The sequence below is a fragment of the Belnapia moabensis DSM 16746 genome (genome assembly GCF_000745835.1).
GTDB lineage: Bacteria > Pseudomonadota > Alphaproteobacteria > Acetobacterales > Acetobacteraceae > Belnapia > Belnapia moabensis.
Map to the genome: position 1 here is coordinate 1 of NZ_JQKB01000078.1, position 19,310 is coordinate 19,310.

21 protein-coding genes and 2 pseudogenes are annotated in these 19,310 nt (G+C 65.8%); 10 read left to right on the plus strand and 13 right to left on the minus strand.

Going from position 1 to position 19,310, the window contains the following annotated elements:
* Positions 1-80: 80 nt before the first annotated feature.
* On the minus strand, positions 81-881 hold the full coding sequence (locus tag EP26_RS25365) for a sensor histidine kinase (protein WP_052389671.1): 801 nt from the start codon (positions 879-881) through the stop codon (positions 81-83).
* Positions 878-1,171, minus strand: coding sequence for a type II toxin-antitoxin system ParD family antitoxin (locus tag EP26_RS25370; RefSeq protein WP_245624514.1), 294 nt, complete (start codon positions 1,169-1,171; stop codon positions 878-880). Before EP26_RS25370 ends, EP26_RS25365 begins: the two co-directional genes overlap by 4 nt.
* A 351-nt stretch (positions 1,172-1,522) precedes the next feature.
* Here EP26_RS25370 and EP26_RS35375 point away from each other — a divergent pair, with 351 nt between their 5' ends.
* From EP26_RS35375 to EP26_RS25385, 4 genes are all read left to right on the plus strand, one after another.
* A complete protein-coding gene (locus EP26_RS35375; protein WP_157033768.1) occupies positions 1,523-1,888 on the plus strand; it encodes a hypothetical protein in 366 nt (121 codons plus the stop codon).
* Between the two features lie 1,078 nt (positions 1,889-2,966).
* Entirely contained in the window at positions 2,967-4,205 is a 1,239-nt protein-coding gene (gene wecB / locus EP26_RS25375) for a non-hydrolyzing UDP-N-acetylglucosamine 2-epimerase (protein ID WP_281177118.1), read from the plus strand.
* Entirely contained in the window at positions 4,202-5,308 is a 1,107-nt protein-coding gene (locus EP26_RS32450; protein ID WP_052389672.1) for a hypothetical protein, read from the plus strand. The genes wecB and EP26_RS32450 overlap by 4 nt, the downstream gene beginning before the upstream one ends.
* A gap of 16 nt (positions 5,309-5,324) precedes the next feature.
* Complete coding sequence (locus tag EP26_RS25385) at positions 5,325-6,095, plus strand: WecB/TagA/CpsF family glycosyltransferase (protein WP_052389673.1); 771 nt, start codon at positions 5,325-5,327, stop codon at positions 6,093-6,095.
* Between the two features lie 80 nt (positions 6,096-6,175).
* On the opposite strand, the pseudogene EP26_RS33695 reads toward EP26_RS25385, so the two are convergent.
* Positions 6,176-6,421, minus strand: a pseudogene (locus EP26_RS33695) (transposase); the annotation flags it as partial.
* Between the two features lie 317 nt (positions 6,422-6,738).
* Here EP26_RS33695 and EP26_RS35380 point away from each other — a divergent pair.
* From EP26_RS35380 to EP26_RS25400, 3 genes are all read left to right on the plus strand, one after another.
* A complete protein-coding gene (locus EP26_RS35380) occupies positions 6,739-7,023 on the plus strand; it encodes a hypothetical protein (RefSeq protein WP_157033769.1) in 285 nt (94 codons plus the stop codon).
* Positions 7,024-7,197: 174 nt separating this feature from the next.
* The gene (locus EP26_RS25395) at positions 7,198-7,407 is read left to right on the plus strand and encodes a hypothetical protein (RefSeq protein ID WP_043342898.1); all 210 of its coding nucleotides are present in this window, start codon (positions 7,198-7,200) and stop codon (positions 7,405-7,407) included.
* Between the two features lie 285 nt (positions 7,408-7,692).
* A complete protein-coding gene (locus EP26_RS25400; RefSeq protein ID WP_157033770.1) occupies positions 7,693-8,775 on the plus strand; it encodes a hypothetical protein in 1,083 nt (360 codons plus the stop codon).
* Positions 8,776-8,786: 11 nt separating this feature from the next.
* Here the strand turns inward: EP26_RS25400 and EP26_RS38295 are convergent, their stop codons facing one another.
* From EP26_RS38295 to EP26_RS35390, 3 genes are all read right to left on the minus strand, one after another.
* A complete protein-coding gene (locus EP26_RS38295) occupies positions 8,787-8,921 on the minus strand; it encodes a WecB/TagA/CpsF family glycosyltransferase (RefSeq protein ID WP_157033771.1) in 135 nt (44 codons plus the stop codon).
* Between the two features lie 29 nt (positions 8,922-8,950).
* On the minus strand, positions 8,951-9,571 hold the full coding sequence (locus EP26_RS38300; protein WP_157033772.1) for a WecB/TagA/CpsF family glycosyltransferase: 621 nt from the start codon (positions 9,569-9,571) through the stop codon (positions 8,951-8,953).
* Positions 9,572-9,687: 116 nt separating this feature from the next.
* Positions 9,688-9,825 (minus strand): hypothetical protein, encoded by a 138-nt coding sequence (locus EP26_RS35390; protein ID WP_157033773.1) that lies wholly within the window; start codon positions 9,823-9,825, stop codon positions 9,688-9,690.
* Here EP26_RS35390 and EP26_RS25410 point away from each other — a divergent pair.
* Positions 9,824-10,495, plus strand: a pseudogene (locus EP26_RS25410) (IS5 family transposase); the annotation flags it as partial. The gene EP26_RS35390 and the pseudogene EP26_RS25410 sit on opposite strands and share 2 nt — an antisense overlap.
* A 62-nt stretch (positions 10,496-10,557) precedes the next feature.
* On the opposite strand, the gene EP26_RS33700 reads toward EP26_RS25410, so the two are convergent.
* The 3 genes from EP26_RS33700 to EP26_RS35395 are packed head-to-tail and all read right to left on the minus strand — an operon-like array spanning position 10,558 to position 13,333.
* The gene (locus EP26_RS33700) at positions 10,558-11,049 is read right to left on the minus strand and encodes an IS6 family transposase (protein WP_084112975.1); all 492 of its coding nucleotides are present in this window, start codon (positions 11,047-11,049) and stop codon (positions 10,558-10,560) included.
* Between the two features lie 43 nt (positions 11,050-11,092).
* Entirely contained in the window at positions 11,093-12,058 is a 966-nt protein-coding gene (locus tag EP26_RS25415; RefSeq protein ID WP_043342905.1) for an IS5 family transposase, read from the minus strand.
* Between the two features lie 33 nt (positions 12,059-12,091).
* Positions 12,092-13,333, minus strand: coding sequence for a GAF domain-containing protein (locus EP26_RS35395; protein ID WP_052389675.1), 1,242 nt, complete (start codon positions 13,331-13,333; stop codon positions 12,092-12,094).
* Positions 13,334-13,720: 387 nt separating this feature from the next.
* Here EP26_RS35395 and EP26_RS25425 point away from each other — a divergent pair, with 387 nt between their 5' ends.
* Positions 13,721-13,987 (plus strand): hypothetical protein, encoded by a 267-nt coding sequence (locus tag EP26_RS25425; RefSeq protein WP_043342907.1) that lies wholly within the window; start codon positions 13,721-13,723, stop codon positions 13,985-13,987.
* Between the two features lie 333 nt (positions 13,988-14,320).
* Here EP26_RS25425 and EP26_RS25430 read toward each other — a convergent pair whose 3' ends face one another.
* Complete coding sequence (locus tag EP26_RS25430; RefSeq protein ID WP_043342908.1) at positions 14,321-14,539, minus strand: helix-turn-helix domain-containing protein; 219 nt, start codon at positions 14,537-14,539, stop codon at positions 14,321-14,323.
* 230 nt (positions 14,540-14,769) lie between these two features.
* Positions 14,770-15,705, minus strand: coding sequence for a substrate-binding domain-containing protein (locus EP26_RS25435; protein WP_245624515.1), 936 nt, complete (start codon positions 15,703-15,705; stop codon positions 14,770-14,772).
* Between the two features lie 125 nt (positions 15,706-15,830).
* On the opposite strand from EP26_RS25435, the gene EP26_RS32460 reads away from it, so the two are divergent.
* A complete protein-coding gene (locus tag EP26_RS32460) occupies positions 15,831-16,775 on the plus strand; it encodes an alpha/beta hydrolase (protein WP_052389676.1) in 945 nt (314 codons plus the stop codon).
* A gap of 1,021 nt (positions 16,776-17,796) precedes the next feature.
* Here EP26_RS32460 and EP26_RS25445 read toward each other — a convergent pair.
* Positions 17,797-17,979, minus strand: coding sequence for a hypothetical protein (locus tag EP26_RS25445; RefSeq protein ID WP_157033774.1), 183 nt, complete (start codon positions 17,977-17,979; stop codon positions 17,797-17,799).
* Positions 17,980-18,964: 985 nt separating this feature from the next.
* Positions 18,965-19,310 (minus strand): transposase (locus EP26_RS25450; RefSeq protein ID WP_043342934.1); only part of this gene is annotated, 346 nt, incomplete at its 5' end.

The following is a 19,310-nucleotide window of genomic DNA, read 5'->3' on the forward strand; positions in this document are numbered from 1 at the left end:
GGTGGGCAAGGGCTAGGCCCGGAGATACCGAGGGTGCAGCACGGCGTGGCTAGGGCCGCGCCTTTCACCCAGCGCAGCTCCTAGCAGGCGATCTGCTCGGGCGTGAATTGGATCGCGGCCTGCAACCCGGCCAGTTTGAAGCGCAGCTCGACGGCACTGCCGCGCCCGAGGTCATGGGCGAGCCCGCGCTCCAGCAGTCGCGTGCCGAAGCCACGGCGGTCGGGTGGCCCGACGACCGGTGGCCCGCCCGCTTCTGCCCATTGGATCGCGAGCGTGCCCTCCGGCCCCGCCTCGCACCAAATGCTGACGCGCCCTTCCGGAGTGGAGAGCGCGCCATACTTCGTGGCGTTGGTGGCTAGCTCGTGGAGGGCGAGCACGAGAGCCTGCGCCTGTCTCGGCGACACCTTGGCCTTCATACACCCATCCGGGATGTGGAACTGCAGCGGCCGGCCATGCTCAGTCCAGGGCGCGAGCGCATTCCGCACGGTATCCTCGATGCCAGCTGCATCCCACCCGAGTTTGGTGAGCATATCGTGCGCCCGCGCCAGGGTCTTCAGCCGTGCGCCGAAGTGCTGTGCGAAGCGGCGGGGATCGCCGCCCGTGCCCTTCAGGGTTTGTGCGGCGAGGCCCTGGACGGTGGCCAGGATGTTCTTCACACGGTGGTTCAGCTCGGCAAGCAGGAGCGCATGCCGCCGCTCACCGTCAGCCAAGCCGGCATTGGCCCGGCCGAGGTCCACATTCAGCTCTGCCGAGATGGCGAGTTCCTCGGCATGGGCCTTGGCTGTCGCCACGATCTCTCCCCGCATCATGGCCAACTCAGCCTGGAGACGCGCGATCTCCGCCTCCAGCTCCAGCTCGCGTGGGTTCAGGGGCTTGTTCATGTCCCCTCAGCTCCGGCGCACCCTTTCGCAAGCGCGGCGCCCTTGTGCGACGAGGGCTGGCCCGTTCCGCTCTCCTCCAGCTGGAGCAGGCGCAGGCCGGAGCGGAAAACCTCGCTGACGGTCTGGTAGCGGCCGGACGCAATCTGGTCCGCGACGAAGCGGTCCTGATCGGGGGTGATCGAGATGGAGATCGACTTGCGACTTGGCATGGCCGGATTATGCCGGAACCGCACATGTCCTACAATGTAGCACACCCAACGGTTGACAATTATCTTCTCTGTCCAGGTCAACCCGTTTCGCTCCCTGCCCCTCACCTGTTCAGCCGTCATTCTGAAAACAGGCTCTGAGAGCTTGACGGCAGTTAGGCTGGCGCATGATGCCCATGCTGGCCCTCCTGGCTGGACCCTGAGCAGAAAGCCTCCATGCCCCTCTTCAGGGCTAGAATATCATTTGTGATAACGCTCCCTTACGGGATCGCAGCAGGTTCAGAGGTTCAGTAGTAGCTGGCAAAAAGCTAAGCTCGCTCGCGAGCGAGCGGCGACGCCGTGTCACCCGCAAACCTCAAATTTCAGTCACATACAGTTAGCGGCACCAAAGCTGAATTATGCTAAATCGGAATGTTTCGATATTGTGATCAGCCAATGATGTCAGAAATCCAGCTTTTTGGGGTCTCGGCCGGTATCACCTACGCAGGGGCGCTGCTCTCGCATGTGGTCGGCGGCGTCATGCTGCTGGGCTTCTGGATAGTGCAGCCGGCAGACTCCACTAAGGGCAGAGGGAGCGATCCGGCTTCGCTTGGCCTCAGTGAAGGTAAGCATAGCGATACCAGGAAAGCCGCCCCGACGCCTTACGCTCAGGGTGAGGCTGACGCGTTGGCGGGCCGTCCCTGCCTTTACGAGAGCCCTGCACCAGACTGCTCGCCATCTGAACAGCTCTACTACAGCGGGTACCACAATACCTTGAACCGCATCCGGCGTGAGGCGCGAGAAGCCGAAGGCTTGCGATAACACCCCCTTACCACCGTTGCGGCGGGGGCTGATGGCCAGCTGGCCGGTCTGGGAACCACGCACGGTATTCCCCTGGCGGTGGTCGATGAACCCGCGGGACGTGATAGTCGCCTCGCTGGTCCCTCCAACGTTCCCCTCTGTAACCATCTCGATGATTGCCTCGGTAATCCCCGCGATAGTGATCCCGGCGTTCCCCGCGGTAGTCGCTTCGCCGATCCCCGCGGCCGTGCCCGCTTTCGTCCTTCCAGGGGTCTGCCTCCCCAATATTAGGCGCGACGAGCGCAAGAGCGAGGAAGCCCACAAGCAGTTTCAAGCGTGCCATCTGTCGTGCCTTTGCTCGTTCTGTCTGTGAGAACGCAGAAACAAGGGGATGGCGAGGCGGAAGCACGGCAAGTTGGCGGCATCACCACCGCCTCACTTGCGATAAGTCCCGCGTGCAGCAAGTGAACGCTTACCGCAGCAGCATACTTCATACGGTTCAAGCCTACTGCCGTAGTCGCCCAGACGCCCTTGGGCTCCGAAGCCTTACGCATCGTACTCGGCCCAGTTGGTCACCCGTTTCCGCTGCTTCGGGATGTGATGGCGCCGAGCCGCCTTCACTTTGAACGGCAAGAGGGGGGGCCTGCAGGGTGGAGGGAACGCGCCCCGACCTCACCCTACCCGAAGCCATTCAGGCGGGCGACCGCTGCCACAAAGGCGATGGAGCGCAGAAGCGTCATGGCTCCATATTAGTTTCTCATCAAATCTATGTTGCGTCCGAACCGTTTTACATACGCGCGAAAAAACCCTGCACACCAAGTGGTTACACCCCTCAGGTTGGCCAGCACCATAGAGTCCATTCGCTTAAAGAAATCGGCCGGTCAGCAGTAATGGTATACTCTTTGAACACTAACCCATCCGCTGAGATGCTGATTTCAGTAATGTTACTATATTAAATAGACGATCCATCCGAAAGGCCATGGTACGGACAATAATGAGAAATAAGATCCATGTAATACTATAATGATTCTGAATTCATAAAGGATGTTGCTTGCGAAACGGCAGGGGCAGGAGAGAGAGCGTGTTGGGATCGTCTAATGTGCTATGCGTTGTCGGAACAAGACCGGAAGCCATCAAAATGGCGCCCGTCGTACACGCGCTGCGCCGCCGCCGAGACCTCTCCGTCCGCCTGCTGCTGACGGGCCAGCATCGCGGCCTGCTCGACCAAGCCCTCGAGGCGTTCGGCCTGCGCGGGGATTTCGACCTCGACCTGATGCGTCCGAACCAGGGTCTTTCCAGCCTCACGGCCCGACTCCTAACCGGCTTGGACCCGCTGCTGGAGCAGGACCCGCCAGCCATGGTCCTCGCCCAGGGCGACACCACGACGGTCATGGCGACGGCGGTCGCCTGCTTCCATCGGCGCATTCCCTTCGGCCATGTCGAGGCAGGCCTGCGGACCGGCGACCTGCAGCACCCCTTCCCGGAGGAGTTCAACCGCGTCGTTGCCGGCCGCGCCGCGGCCCTGAATTTCGCACCGACGGAGGGCGCGCGGCGCGCCCTGCTGCGCGAGGGGGTCAGCCCGGACACCATCCATGTCACGGGCAACACGGTCATCGATGCGCTGCTCGAAGTGGCGCGCCAGTCCCCGGCGGAACTCCCGAAGCTGCCACGGAGCGGGCGGCTGATCCTGATGACCATGCACCGGCGAGAGAGCTTCGGCGCCCCGGCGGAACAGGTGCTCGCGGCGGTCAGCCGCCTCTGCGCGGCCTTCCCCGATCTGCACATCCTCTATCCGGTGCATCCCAATCCGAACATCCGGGATGCGGCCCATGCCGCCTTCGGCGACCACCCGCAGGTGACGCTGACCGAGCCGCTCTCCTACCCCGAGCTCGTCGCCGTCATGAAGCGCTGCGCCCTCGTCCTCACCGACAGCGGCGGCCTGCAGGAAGAGGCGCCCGCCCTCGGCAAGCCGGTTCTCGTCCTCCGCGAGGTGACGGAGCGGCCGGAGGCCGTCGAGCTCGGCGTGGCGAAGCTGGTCGGGACCGACCCCGACCACATCGTCTCCGAAGTGTCGCATCTGCTGTCCGAGCCGGCGGCCTATGCCGCCATGGCGAAGGGCGTCTCGCCCTATGGCGATGGCCAGGCAGCCGAACGGATCGCCGATCTGGTCGCCGCCACGCTGCGCCCGGCGGCGCGGGCGTCCGAGTGGGCGCGGGTCGCGGCACCGATGCACTCCGCCCTGCTTCCCGGCGGCGCGGTGGGCGTTCCGAGCTCAGCCGCGATCCTGCCGCTACGTCCCCAACCCGTACCCGTCCCCGATGGAAGCTTCGTATTATGAGCCAGGCCTCGGCCACCCGCATCACCGACCTGCATGAGATCTGCATCGCCCGGCTGAGAGACTGCCTGGATCCGCAATCCGGCCTCTTCGCCCGGCAGATCCGCCACGGCCAGTGGGCGCCGACCCTCGGGACCGAGAGCATCACCAGCTCGGCCATCTGCCTCATCGGCATCGACAGGGCCGGGATCCCGCTGCGCGAGGTGGTCGCGGATCCGGCCGGTCTCTGCACCCGGCTCGCTGCCCGGGCCGGTGAGGTGCGCTACCCTGGCGGCCTCGGCCTCGTGCTCTGGGCCGGCAGCGCGTTGCGCGCCGCCTCGCCCCTCGCGCTGCTCGCCAAGGCGGGCCTCGACGCAGCGGGGCTGGAGCACGTGATCCCGAGCCTCACCACCATGGAGGTCGCATGGATGGTGAGTGGCCTTCTGCATGCCGAGGAGCCAGCCCTGCGATCCGCCCGGACGCGCGCCCTGCGGGAACTCGAGAGCCGGCTCGTGCAGCCGACCCTGGTGTTCCGGCATGCCTCGACCGCCGCGCCATGGCGGCACCGGCTGCGCGGGCGCATCGCCAATTTCGCGGACCAAGTCTATCCGCTGCAGGCCTTCGCCTTCGCCGCCACCGTGCTGGGCGGACAGGATCGGCGCGTGCTGGCGGACCGCTGCGGCGCCCGCCTCGTCGCGGCGCAGGGACCGCTCGGCCAGTGGTGGTGGCACCATGATGCCGTGACCGGCAAGGTCGTCGAGTCTTACCCGGTTTATTCCGTGCACCAGCACAGCATGGCACCGATGGCGCTGCGTGCCCTGGCGCTCGCCGGCGGACAGGACCACGCCGCTGCCGCGGCACGCAGCCGCGCCTGGCTGCATGCGAACGAGCTCTGCATCGACATGGTGGAGCCGACGAACGGCATCATCTGGCGCAGCATCAAGCGAGATGAGAGCCGCATCGGCCAGCAGCTCCGCCATGGGCGGATTCTGCTCGCCAAGCCGCCCTCCGCGGAGGCGAATCCTCGCTTCACGCTAAACCGCGAGATTCGGCCCTATGAGTGGGGCTGGCTGCTCTATGCGACCGCGCTCGAGAACGGGCCGATCCCGCCCGGCCACATTGCTTGAACGGAGCAGCCCCGCCATGTCCGCACGCATGTCCGCCGTTCACGTCCTCAACTGCGCTATCGATCCGCTGACGATGGAGCAGGCGTTGCAATGGTGCGTCGAGACCTGCCGGGACGCCCAGCGCGCCCGGATCGTGCTCACGGCCAATGCCTCGCATCTGGTCGAGTTGCAGGGTGATGCCGCGCTGCGCCAAGCCGCGGATGCGGCCGATCTCGTCACCGCTGATGGGATGTCCCTGGTCTGGGCAAGCTGGCTGCTCGGCCACCCCTTGCCGGAGCGGGTGACCGGCATCGACATGCTCTCGGAACTGCTGCGCCTCGCGCCCCGGGAGGGGCTGCGGGTCTTCTTGCTCGGCGCGAAGCCGGAGGTGCTGGAGCGGTTCGTGGTCCAATGCCAGCGGGAGAATCCGGGCATCGACATCGCCGGCTGGCGTGACGGCTACTTCAAGCCCGCCGACCATGAGGCGGTGGTTCGGCAGATCGCCGAGTCCCGGGCGGATATCCTCTTCGTTGCCATGCCCTCGCCTTTCAAGGACATCTGGTGCGAGAGATACCGTGACCGCCTCGGCGTGAAGCTGATCATGGGTGTCGGCGGCGCCTTCGACGTGCTGGCCGGGATCGTGCCGCGGGCGCCGCGCTGGATGCAGGTCACAGGCCTCGAATGGGCCTGGCGCCTGATGCGTGAGCCGCGGCGCTTGTGGCGACGCTACCTCATGGGCAACAGCCGCTTCATCTGGCTGATCCTGCGGGATCGGCTGCGCGGCCGCGTCCCCGCCATCCAGAACTGACCCACGCGCAGGCAGGCCTCGGCTGGCGCGGTGCTACAACACACCGCAGTCCGGTTGGGACAGCGGTGTGCTGCTTGGGTTCAAGCGGTCGTCGCAACATGAGCTTGCGACGCTCCCAGCAGCTCGTCAAACGCCTCGGCAGGTGTCCTCCACGCCAGCGCCTTGTGCGGCCAGCTGTTGAGTGTCGCCGCCACTGCGGCAAGGGCTGCCGCGCTATGTGCGCTCAGGTCCGTGCCGTTCGGGAAGTACTGCCGCAGCAGCCCGTTGGTGTTCTCGTTCGCCCCGCGCTGCCAGGGGCTGTGCGGGTCGCAGGCGCTTTGTTGCACGGGTCGGCAGTGTGGACGCACATACCCCTAACTGTGTTCCGGGTTGTGCGGTGCGAACATACTCCGGGCGTCCGAGGTCAAGTATACGGTTCAGCACCTCGGCGGTGATGGCCACCTCGGTCTCGGCCGGTGCGCGGTTCAGCCTGCCACGCGGCGGCTGCCTCCGGCGTGAACCACACAGTCAGACTACCGCGGGCGCGCAGTCCCGCATCGTACTCGGCCCAGTTGGTTACCCCGCGGCGGACAGGATCGCTGTCGGCAGAGGGCCAAGCCAGGAGTTTCACCTTCCGCCCACGATCGAGGCTGCGGAGCGCGAGATGGCGATGCTGCTCCGCCGCATGCGGGCCTATCTGCGCGACCCGTATGATTATGCCACGTCTCGGATCGTAGGTGAGGCCGCGTTTGAGACCTGCCTCGACCACGCGGGCTTCCTTGGCGCCCGGATTGCCGAGCTGGACGGTGCTGCGCCCGCAAGCCCACCGGAGCATGAACGCACACGCGGGCTGATCTTGGAAGGTCTCATGACTGGCCACCGGACGGCTGACCAAACCGGCGGCGTTGTGGCAACGCGGCAGGGTTGCATCCGCCAGCCCATGAGGTGAGGTTACGCTCGACATTCCGGCCAAAGTAACCACTCGCCCAGCGTGGGTCTGGCCGGACCCGAGTGCCTCGCCGAGCGCCGGATTTAGCGGTGGTCTCGCCTCCCATACCCGGCATGTAACTGAAAGTGACAACGACCAGCCGGGTTACGCGTATCCTATTTCCGGAGGTGGCGCATGACCGATCCCGAGGACCGCGAGGGTGGATTCTACTGGATCAGAATTGGTGATCAGGAGCCCGAGGTTGCTCAATGGCAGACCGAGTGGAACCAGTGGCTGGTAACAGGGCGCGAACTGCCCTTGTCGGATCTCCTATCCGAAGAGGTTGTGGTGCTGAGTGAGATGCTGCAGCCACCGGCAACCCCCATCAGCCTTTCGGCAGCATAGCTATAGCCGCTTTGTCAGCCGACTGCGGCGACGTCGGCTCCTTTGCGATAAGTCTCGCCACGAGCCAAGTCAGTGACGCCTGCTCCGGCTTTTCGGCCGCTGGCCGGCTGATACGGACACCTTTGTCGAAATGGACACTGGTCTTTCAAAAGAAATCCCCCCGGACCACTCAGTGGGGGCTCATCAGCACATCGGCTGCTGTCCGGTTCACCAACCGCAGTCGCCCATCCATGTCCACGCAAACTTTGAGCGTTTCCACAGAGCCTCTAACGTTTTTGAATCGACTTGAGTGATCCGGGTGTGTACTCGGCTAACCGCATATCTGGGCCGCACAGACCATCGTTGTCCGAGTGCGGTACTGCCCGAGGTGGTGAGGACACGACCATGTACAGGCGAACTCTACTCGGCGTTGCAACGTCTATACCGATGGCATTCGCCGCTCAGGCCGCGGAAACGCCTGCCGCCGCGCGTGTCCGGCGCTTCCTCGCGCCGCTGCGGTTCGGCGTGAACGTCGAGCGCGGCGATGTGCTGCTGAAGGGCTGGCTGACGGACGCGGTGCTGCGCGAATACGCATCGCAGGGCGTGACCCATATCCGCATTTACCCGCCGTCGGGCGGGCGGTTTCCGCTGGTATCGCAGGAACGGTTCGCGCTGTGGCTGACGGCCAGCCGGGCCATCATCGAGGCTGGCATGACCGTGTTCCTCGATTGCCTCGACGTGGTGGACGAGCGCTTCATGGCGAGGGACGATGTCCCGGACTATATCCGGCGTTGCGCGCGTGCCATCGCGGAGCAGAATTTCGATCCGCGCAAAATTGCGGTCGGCGCCGTGAACGAATATGCCAACGGCACCAATCGAGGCTTCGAGGCAAGGCGGGAGGAATGCACCGACATCCTCCATCAGGCCTTGCCGAACCACGTGATCGTCACCAATGGCGCCGATTACGGCGCGCCGGCAACCATGATGGACGGGACGCTCCGCGTCGACCCGGAGAAGCCGCGCCTGCATCAATGGCACATGTACGAGCTGGATGCCGGAAGCCTTGACGCCGTCCGGCATTGGCAGGAGCGCATCCAGCGCTGGGCCGATGCAAACCGGACGGTCACCTACTGCGGCGAATGGGGGATCGGACCGCCCGACAACAGCACCGGGGCCGCGTCCGACTACCGGCATTTTCCCGACCACATTCATCGCGCCGCCGAGGGCATGGGTCAGCAGCGCCCGACGCAATGGACGGTCACCGAAGGACGCTGGTGGCGGCTGAACGAGGCAGATTCGGCCAGGCTGCGGCCGGAGATCGCCGCGGCCATCGCCAAGGCCTCCAGCCACATCGCCGGCGAGCGTTGGTACAAGGATCAGAACGGCTGAACGGTGCAGCGTCAACGGCCTGCCTCGCGCAGCTTCTCCCGCATCAGCAGTGCAAAGATCGGCGGCGACTGGACCAGATAGCGCTTTGCCAAGCGCCGGGGCTCCCGGTACAGGCGGTACAGCCATTCCAATCCGGCCTTCTGCATTCGAACGGGCGCACGCTGCTGGGCGCCGATCAGGACTCCAGCGCCGAGCCGACGCAGAGCGCTGTACCGCGGAGATTGCCGCGCGTCGCCAGCCGATCCCCCAGCAGCTCCTGCCGGGGCATGCCGCAGGCGAAGATGTAGTAGCGGGCCGGGTTCGCCTCCACGAAGGCGACGGTCTGCCGGAAGGCCTCCCCATCCCGCTCGAAGCCAAGCGGCGGGGAATGGTGGGCGATGGGGTTCGCAGGAAATCGCTCGCGGAGGAGAGGAAGATCCTTGGGCCACAGGCCGATGACGGTGATCCGGTCACCGGGCCGGAGATGCTTCGTCAGCAGCTCGACGGTCAGGTCACCGCCTGGAACCAGGCTCGGCTTGGGCAGGTCCAGCAGCGTCGCCGCGCCCAGCACCACGTGGGAATCCATCACGCGGAGGAGGGCCCGCCGGTATACCGCGGTCGGGACCGGATCTCTGGCAAGGCGCACGAGGTGCTCCGCATTCGGCGTGACGATGAAGCCGAAGGGCGCATCCGCTGGCCGGGCGGCGATGTGGGACACGGCCTCGGCGATGGTCATGTCCGTGAATTCGAGGCCGAGCAGCGTCGTGCCGGACATGGCATCCGTGATCTTGTCCGGCATCGGGCGAGCAGCGGGCATCTGGCACGGATTCCATGCGGCCCTTGTAGAATGCCTCAAGCCAGCCGGTCGCGGAACGGCCGAGCGGACCGGCGCCACGGCAGTTGCACGACCTCTTGAGTCGGCAGGCTGTCCTCCTAGCGTACAACAGGCGCGATCTTCAAGGTGACGACATAGATGGCGATTTCGGATGAGATGCGGCAGGCGGATCGCGGGCTGTCGAATTGCAAGGTTTGGTTGAAACAGGCGGCAAAGTCTGCGATTCCGCCGGCCATGAAGCACCGTTCCCGCCCGGCTGAGCAGGACGACCTGCTACGCCCACGCCTGATCGACATGATCGATGGGCGGCATGAGTTGGTCCGGCTGGCCGCGCTGATCGACTGGTCCTGGTTCGAGCGGGAGTGGGCCGGCTTCTTCCTTGCCGATGAGGGACGGCCTGCCACCCATCCCCGCTTGGTGGCGGGGCTGCTTTACCTGCAGCACACCTATGGCCTCTCCGATGAGGCGGTGCTCGCCCGCTGGGTCGAGAACCCGTACTTCCAGCACTTCACTGGCGAGACCTTCTTCCAGCACCGCCTGCCCATTCATCCCTCCTCGCTCAGCCGCTGGCGTGGTCGCATCGGCGAGGAGGGTGTGGAGTGGCTGCTGACCAAGACGATCGAGGCAGGCCGGGCCGCGGGTGCCGTGACGCCGCGCAGCCTGGCCGAGATCGCGGTGGACACCACGGTGATGGAGAAGGCCATCGCGCATCCGACCGACAGCCGCCTTTATGAGAGGGCGCGCCGCTCCCTGGTGACGTTGGCGCAGAAAGCCGGGATCGCCTTGCGGCAGAACTACAACCGCCTGGCGCCGCGTCTGGCCGCCCAGGCCGGGCGGCACGCCCATGCCCGGCAGTTCCGGCGCATGCGCAAGGCGCTGCGCACGCTGAAGGGCTACACGGGACGCGGGCATTGTCAACTTGTTGGGCTGCCGGGCGTGCACCATTGTGCGGCAGCACGGCCTGAGCCTCATGCTGCTATCTGGACGCAGATTTCCTGCCGCCAAATCCGGAATGCCTTGTCGCGGGTACGGCGGTACTGTCCGGCGGTCATCAGGTGACGCCGCGGTCGGAAATGGCCGTAGATCATGGCGTGAGACGACAGGAACCGCTGCGCCTGCCGGGGTGACTTGAAGCGCTGCATCTGCCCCTCTCGACGCCGGGTTGGTCGATGGGAGTTCTCAGCTCTGTTGTTCAGGTAACGGCTGGTTCGGTGCCTAACTCCGGACATGACCTCACGCTGTGCTACGCCGTAGCTGCGCAGCCCGTCGGTGATGATGCGGCTCGGCTTGAACTTGAGACCAGCAAGCAGGCGCTTGAAGAAGCGCTTGGCCGCGGTGGCGTTACGCCGGCTCTGCACCAGAATGTCGAGCACGACGCCATGCTGGTCCACCGCGCGCCAGAGGTAATGCTGCACCCCGTTGATCTTCAGGAACACTTCATCGACGTCGCCGTGTTGCATAGGTCAGCTACGCCGACGTACTGGTCCCTGCTTGCGTTCGGGGTCACGCGATGCGGACGTACTCCGGCCGCCCGAGCTCGAGCATATGGTTTAGCACGGTGGCGGCGATGGCCACCTCGGTCGCTTGCCGCCTATCTGTCTGCGAGCGCAGCCCGTCACCAATGACGCGCTTCCATCTTGAGATGTCGGCCTCAACCAGAGCACGCCAGTTATACCCTGAAGCCCTCTGCCAGCCCATGCGGCCGCGCTCAGCAATACTTCGGAGATGCGTGTCCCGCTGCGTTGGGTGGGACAGCGCGGCTTCGCTTGGTACAGCGTTCGCGCGTGGCGGTACCACCACGACCGCATCGGGATCTCGTGCTGTGACCTCGGCGTAGACGTCGTCGCGGTCGTATGCACCATCACCGGTGAGGGACGCCACGGAACCACCAACCCGCTCGAGCAAAGGTCCGACCTGCGAGCCGTCGTCGACCTCCCTGTTGGTCAGGACCGAGGCGACGATCTGACCCGTGTCGGTATCGGTGGCGAGGTGGAGCATCTTCCAGCCCCCGCGACGCTTGGTGCCATGCTTCTCGGTCAGCCACTCGCCTGGGCCGAATAGCCGAAGACCAGTGCTGTCCACCAGCAGGTGCACCGGCTCGCGGCGCGCCTTCGGCCGCGGCGCCTCCAGCGTCTCGGCACGGCGGCTCAGGGTCGAGTGGTCCGGCACTGCTAGGTCAAGGCCGAGCAGCTGCAGAATGGAGCCGATCAGGCCCTCGGTCTGGCGCAGCGCCAGGCGGAACACGGCACGCAGCGTCAGCGCCGTTGCGATCGCCAAGTCCGAGTACTTCGCCTGACCACCCCGGCCCATGCGCGCCTCGGCTCCCCACCCCTCAACCGCCTCGGCCGTGAACCACACGGTGAGGCTGCCGCGGGCGCGTAGGCCGGCGTCGTACTCAGCCCAGTTGGTCACCCTATGGCGCTGCTTGGGGATGTGGTGCCGGCGATCAGCGTTGGACTTGAACGGCACGGCGGGGGTCCCTCACTGCTCGAGGGCTCGCCCCTACGCCAGCCTACCCGACCGCACCCAAGTGGGCGACCCACGCAACAAGATGCCCCCAACCTGCTCGGCGAAGGTCCGGGCGAACGCCAGTTCGAACTCCGCGTCGGGATCCAACGCCCCAAGTAGCGAAGCCCCGCCGCCCAAGCCCGTGCCGGTGTCAGCAATGGAGACCCGGACGTGACGGCCTGGCCGCAGCGCCGCTTGGTGCTCTGCTCCCGAGGTGATCTCCTCAAGGGCTGCCCCAAGCGTGAGGGTGCCGCCTTCCGGCATGGCGTCGCGTGCCGCGGCGGCCAGGCCCAGCAGCACTGACTTCAGTTCCTCGGGGTCAGCCAGAACTGGCGGCAGCCCCGGGGCCACATCCACTTCGACGCGAAGTGGAACGTCCAGGCCGCTTGTAGTCACACGTGCCAAGCGCTGCAGCAATGGCGCCACCTCGACCGCCTCAGGCCGGAGCTCGCCACGCGGAGCAAAAGCCGTGAGGCGCTGAGCCACCGCGCCGCCGCGCCGGGCTACGTCGTTCACCAGAGCAAGGATAGACTGCGCCGTCGAAGGATCATGCCCGAGCCGCGCGCCGGCCAAGCGCACCCCGCTCTGAACCGCCTGCATGACACCGGCGAGGTCGTGCCCCACACCGTCTGCGAGCCGGCGCAGCGCCTCAAGCCGGCGCACTCGCGCCTCCGTCGCCTGGTGCTGCACCGCTTCCTGGCGGCCGCGCTCGGCCATCTCCACCACCAGCCGGCGCAGCGTCATCTCGCTCATGGTCACCGCCGCGAGATCACGCAACGCCGCGGCATCGCCAGATGTCCAAACACGTGGCTCGGTATGGATGGCGCATAAAGCGCCAAGCGCATGGCCATCTGGCGTTATGAGCGGCATGCCGAGGTAGGCGACGACGCCAAGCTCGGAGATGGCGAGGTTGCCGGATAGCAGTGGATGATGGCCCGCGTCCTGGACCAGGAGCGGCTCCCCAGCGGCCACAACGTGCTGGCAGAAGGAGTGCAGCAGGGAGGTCTCGCGTCGAAGCAGCCAGGGCTGCGGCAGGCCAACAGCGCTCTTGAAGAACTGGCGGTCGGCCTCGACCAGCGACACCAAGGCCGCCGGCACGCCGAGCAGTCGGCAGACCATCCGGGTCAGGCGGTCGAAGGTCTCCTCGGGCGAGGTGTCCAGCAGGCCGGTCCGCCGCAGTGCCATGAGGCGGTCCTCGTCCCGCAGCGCCTTGCTCAGCAGCGTTTCATCGGACATCGGATGGCCTCCTTGCTCGGCGGGCACGTACCCGTGTCCGTCTGCCCTGCGGGTGGCTATGGAACAGGCTCCACCCTCGCAGCTACGCTGTCCATCCAACTTGGCGGTAACACGCTGGTCAAAACGGGCAACCGCTCGCACCGACGGAACTGCGGCAATCCCCTCAGAGGAGTTGGAGGGGTCGCTCATTCAACCAGCATACGCCATCAGGAGATTCCGGGACCCTTTCCATTCGCTCTCGGCCCGTGCTGACCGTACAGCAGCGCCGGCATCACATGCGATAAGCCCCGTTCCGCACGTGATGCAGAACTTGCCACAATGAAAGGCGGCTTCTCCTATGCCGGCCCGAAGGCGCCCGGTAACCTCGGCTATGGGAGGGATGGACCCATGGCTGAAGCACCACACGTTGCGTCGAACCGGATCGCCGCCGAGGCCGCTACTACCATGATGAAGCAAAGCTTTGTGGCCAAGCTCTCGATTGGGGAGTTAGCCGTAACCTGCGAGACGACCCTGGCGATCATCGTCGTCGCCGCCGCGGAGCAATCACTCTGCCAGGACAAGCCGCGGTTTGCGCAAGAGATGATTGAGACGATCACGGAGCGCGCCTATAACCGGGCTCAGGCCATGCTCCGCGGCGTCCCGTTCCGAGAGTGACCTGCGATCTCCCGATTACCGCATGTTAATCGGGGTTGTCGCAGTCAACTGGCGGCCGCACCCACAAGCCGATGACCAGCATCGACATGCTGAGATAGCCCAGGATGAAAGCCCGCATGTTTCTCACCCATTTTGTGGGAAACGTGTGTCAAACTGGACCAGTTCGAGCGGGAGCGGCCTTTAATGCCGCGCGCAAAGGAAAGGCCGCCCGGGGGAGCGGCCTTGAGCCGCCTGGGGGTGCGGCTTTGAGTGGGGAGCTTCTCGATGAACAGCCCGCCAACGCCGCCCTGGGCGGACGGGTTCGCGAGCGTTCCGCACCAGCAGCGGCGCTGTTCAGCCCGGCCAGCCATCACTTGCTGGTTCCGATACCCGCAACCCCAACCGGGCCGCCGCAGCCTCGAGCTGTTCGACAGCGCCCTCGCGCCATTGCTTGCGGTTCAGCAAGCCAGTCGCCTTAGCTGGCGGCATGCCAAGGGCGGCGCCAATCTCGGCGGGCTTGGTGATGCCCCGCTCATCCAACTCGCGGCCAATCGCCATCTTCAGCCGGATCATGGCCAGCCGATCAGCATCTCGCCGCCGGCGCTCCTCGGGCGAGATCTTCGGTCTCGCGGGCGGTATCTAGGCGTCTGGTGGCAGGATCATATCGCGGATGTCGGTCGCCGCAGCAGCCGGCGCTATCTGCCGCTTACCCAACCTTGTTGTTCTTCGAAACCTGCTTGGACTGCATCCGAGTGGTGACGGCGGGGGAAGGTTGAGGCTCCACGTCTTTGGTGAGCACCGGATCACGCATCAAAGGAGCTCGCATTAGGAACGAAAAGCTGTTCTCCCTGGAACCTGTGTGAGGCAATAGCAGCCTGTCCTACAGGGCCGGTGACCCAATCCACAAAGGCCTGCCCAGCCTTCATCTTTACCTGCGGAAAGCGGGCTGGGTTTACCACCATCACGCCGTACTGGTTGTAAAGGTGCCGATCGCCCTCGACCAAGACATCCAGACCGCACTCCTTATGGAAGACGATCCAAGTGCCGCGATCGGTCAGGATGTAAGCCTGCTGGGCTGCAGCGGTGTTGAGGGCCGGCAACATGCTTTGGCCTACCGTCCGGTACCAGGATCCGCGGTCGCCGCCGGGATCCAGCCCTGCTAACTGCCAAAGCCGCAACTCTCTGGTGTAGGTCCCAGAACGGTCACCGCGAGAGATGAAAGGTGCCCGCGCTGCGACAATGCGGCGGAGCGCCTCTGCCGGGTCATGCAGGCCGCGGATATCGGCGGGATCGGTTACCGGACCGGCTAGAACAAAGTCGTTGTACATCACCGGGCGGCGGCCGCACGGGGCAGCAAAGCCTTCTGCTACAAATCGCTCCTCCGCCGGCCGATCGTGTGTGATCACCACATCTGCTTCGCCTCGACGGCCAATATCCAGGGCTTGACCGGTGCCACACGCCACAACCTGCACGGCGATGTCGGTGAACCGGGTGAAGGCCGGCAGGATATGGCCGAACACGCCGGACTGCTCGGTCGAAGTGGTGGAGGCGATGGTGATGAAAGGTGCAGACTGCGGTTGCGCAAGCGCCGGCCGGGAGGAGGCTGTGAGCGAGGCGAGAAGCGCCGGGAGCGTGCGTCGCAGGATGGCCATGAAGCTATATGAGTGAATAAGGCTGAATTCGTAAAGCTGAGCTGTTGAGGCGGCGCAGAATGGCCCGTACCTCGTCGCAGCGTCCATGGGGATTGCGGCGCCGGAGGCAGTGGCACGGCTCCTCGCCGGCATCGGATAGAGGCGCCCGAGCGGAGGAAGCCGGCCCCGCCACGGAAAGCGCCGGCACCGAGGCACCCGAAGGGAGAAGAGCGATGCACGACCGACAACCGGCCGGGTTCAGGCCCGTGGAGTTCTCATCCGAGGGCGCGACGCTGCGCGGGCGCCTCTACCTGCCCGTGGTGGGGGCGCCACCGCACCCGCTCCTGGTCATGGCGCACGGCTTCACCTCGACGGTCTCCATGACCACGGACCGCTACGCCGAGGCCTTCGCCGCCGCCGGGCTTGCGGTGCTGCTCTACGACCACCGCAACTTCGGCGCGAGCGGCGGCGAGCCACGCCGCGAGGTGAACCCCTGGGTCCAGGCGCGCGGCTACCGCGACGCGGTCCGCTTCGCCAAGGCATTGCCTGAGGTGGACGGCGGGCGGGTAGCCCTCTGGGGCCTGAGCAACAGCGGCATGCAGGTGCTCGTGCTCGGCGCGCTGCTGGACGGCGAGGTCGCCGCCGTCACCGCGGTAGTGCCCTCCTGCGGGGAGGAGCCGCCGCCGCCCGATCCAGACGGGCGGCTATTCGCAGCATTGCGCGAAACCTTCGAGCACGGCGACGTCTCCGGAACGCCGGAGACGACCGCGGGACCAATGCCGGTGGTCACCCTCGACCCGATCCGCCACCCTGCCCACATCGCGCAGCCGAGCGCCCTCCGCTGGTTCCTGGAGCATGGCGGCCGGCACGGCTCGGGGTGGGTGAACGACGCGACGCGGGTAGTGCCAGCGACGCCGGCACCCTTCAGCCCAGGGATCGCGGCGCCGCATGTGCGAGTGCCGGTGCAGGTGATTTACGCTCCCGACGACGAGATGGAGCGGGCCAAACCGGCCGTCACTCGGCTGGCCTGTGCGGAACTCCATGGGCCGAAGGAGGTAGTGGAGCTGGAGGCAGGGTGCGGCCACTTCGGCGAGCTGTGGCACCCGAGTCCCTGGTTCGACAGCGTCAGCGCGTTGCAGGCCGACTTCCTGCTGCAGCACCTCCGGGCAAGTCGCTGAGCCGCCCGGCGGGATGAGCTGTGCCGCGGCACCCGTCTCGGCCGTGTAGGGCAGGACCGGGCCGGCGCGGCCGAGCGCGTCATGGATGGGCTGGTCGGCCTCGAAGCTACCCCTAGCCACCTGGCCGAGCCGGTCGGCGATGCGTATCAACCGGCCGAGTTGGGTTGGGGTCATGCGATCAGGATGCCGCCATCGAGCGGCATCCGGTAACCGCGCGTTTCCGGGCCGCTGAGGCCGGTCAGGGTCTTGAACGGTTCGTGCACCGGCCAGCTCGATGGAGGGTCTGGACAGGCTTCCTGGCGAGCTTTCCGGGCCTAGTGCTGAGGCGGGTCAGGCGCCGCCCCAAGCGGCGCCGGGCCGCACTCGATGCTGGGATGCCTCAACCTAAAGATGGGCTGACCTGCGGTGAGGGGGGGATTACCGCAAGTAAACCGGTGCTGCCGCAATCGGCCTGTACGCAAAGGAAAGGCCGCACGGGGGAGCGGCCTTGAGCCGTCGGGGGGGGGACGGCTTTGAAGTGATGGGTTGCCTTCACTTTGGAGGTGGCCCCCGAACACCACCTCGCAAGGCTGGTTTGCGAGCGTTCCGCACCAGCAGCGGCGCTGCCCAAGTCGGCTTTGCGCGGGTGTGGCGGGAGGGGGCCATCCAGCCCCGGCAGACAACAGGCAGCCCCCACTGCGTGGCCTACCCCTTACAGCTCCCGTAACGGGTTTAGCTGGCCGCCTGCTGCTCTTCCCGCCACCAAGCCGCGAGGCGCGCCTTCTTGAGCTGCCTTTCGGGCTGGTCGAGCTGCCTGCTTTCGTGGCGGAACACCCAAAGGGCCGCCCGGAAGATCCAGGCGGCCTCAGTGGGGCCAGCAGTATCGAGGCAGAAAGGCGATTACTGACGGAGGGGGCAGACGGAGAGGGACCATCTGCCGCTAGGGATGGCTCCTAGCCCGCCCCGCAGGGTGATGATGCTCGACCCACATCAATCGAGAACAGCAACGGACGCGCGAGCAGCCATCACAGGCGACGGCGCTCTATTGGTCCAGCACCTGCAGCCCCGGCCGAGCCGCCGCTGCTTCAAGCTGCTCGACTTCGCCCTCGCACCACTGATGCCGGGTTAGCAGCTTGGCCGCCTCGGCCGGCGGCATCCCGAGCGCAGCGCCGATCTCGGCGGGTGTGGTGATGCCCCGCTCATCCAGTTCGCGGCCGATCGCCATCTTCAACCGGATCATGGTCAGCCGGTCGGCGGTTCACCGCCGGCGCTCCTCGGGCGAGATCTTCGGCTTCGCAAGCGGCATCTGAAGGTCGAGCAGCAGGCTCATGTCGAGAATGTTGGCCGTTGCTGCTGCCGGCGCTAGCCCACTGTAGGTTCAGAACGGCAGCGCAGATCAATCCCCTCGATTGTCGCCGCTGCAGTGCCTCCAACCCGAGCGGTTGGTTTTCGCTCAAAAGATGATGCGGGCGATAGCGAGCAAACCTGAGGCGTCGTTTTCGGTTGAAGTATCAACCGCAGGGAATGTGACCCCCTGCTCAACCTGCCTCTCCCAGGCTGCCTGACCACCCTCAGGCGGCCCTTTCTTTGCCCGTCGTTGGCTGGTTCCACGAGTGGTAGCCGCCGTCGCAGCCGGCGCTAGCTCACCATGGTGGCGGAGCCTGGCAGTTCCCCAAGTAGGTTCGCCGCCACTAGGCGCCGCCTAATACTCGAAGCCCAGTGGGCCCCGCCAATGGCAGCATGCAGCAATGCATTGCGGTATTGTACCAACACGCTTGTGAAATGGATCACAGCATGCGGACGACGTGACCGAACCGCCAGCTCGCTGTCTACGTGGACGCTGGCGTGTGACCTGAAATGCTTGCGCAGTTTCATGTTGCAGTGCAGCATGAGGGCAAGTGAGGGGAGGAACAGGCACAGGAGCTTTGCCATGGTCGCCTTCCTAGCCGGTACAGCAGCAATCCTCGTCGTGAGCCTCGCCGTTCGGATTGCCGTAGACGAGCTTGCGGCACGTTGGGCACAGGGATCTCTGGATCTTCCCCGCACTCTCCATGGGTCCTAACAGGGAGAGCACGTCGGACGACGACGCCCGCGTTCCAGCCGCTTCGCCGAGCCACATGGAACGGGACATGATGAGGCTGTTGGACAGGGCCCAGAAGGCTGTCGATGACGGCGCTCCGGCCCAAGTCTGCGGCCTTATACGCCCGGCCTCATTGAGTGACCTGTGCCCATGGTCGTGATGCGATGGCGGTGATGCGCTCGGGCTGACTGGTGAACCAGTTCCAGGCCTCGGTGCATGCGTCGAGGATGTCGTCGTAGGTCTCGTAGACGCGGTTGGCGAGCTTGTTGGAGCGGAGGTAGGCCCAGACATTTTCCACTGGGTTCAACTCCGGCGCGTAGGGTGGCAGGCGGAGCGGGGTGACGTTGGCCGGTATGCGCAACTTGCCGCCGGTCTGATGCCAACCCGCGCCGCCCATGACGACGACTGCATGGGCACCTTGCGCGACCTGGCTGCTGATCTCGGCGAGATGCAGGGACATGGTGCGGGCATTGGCG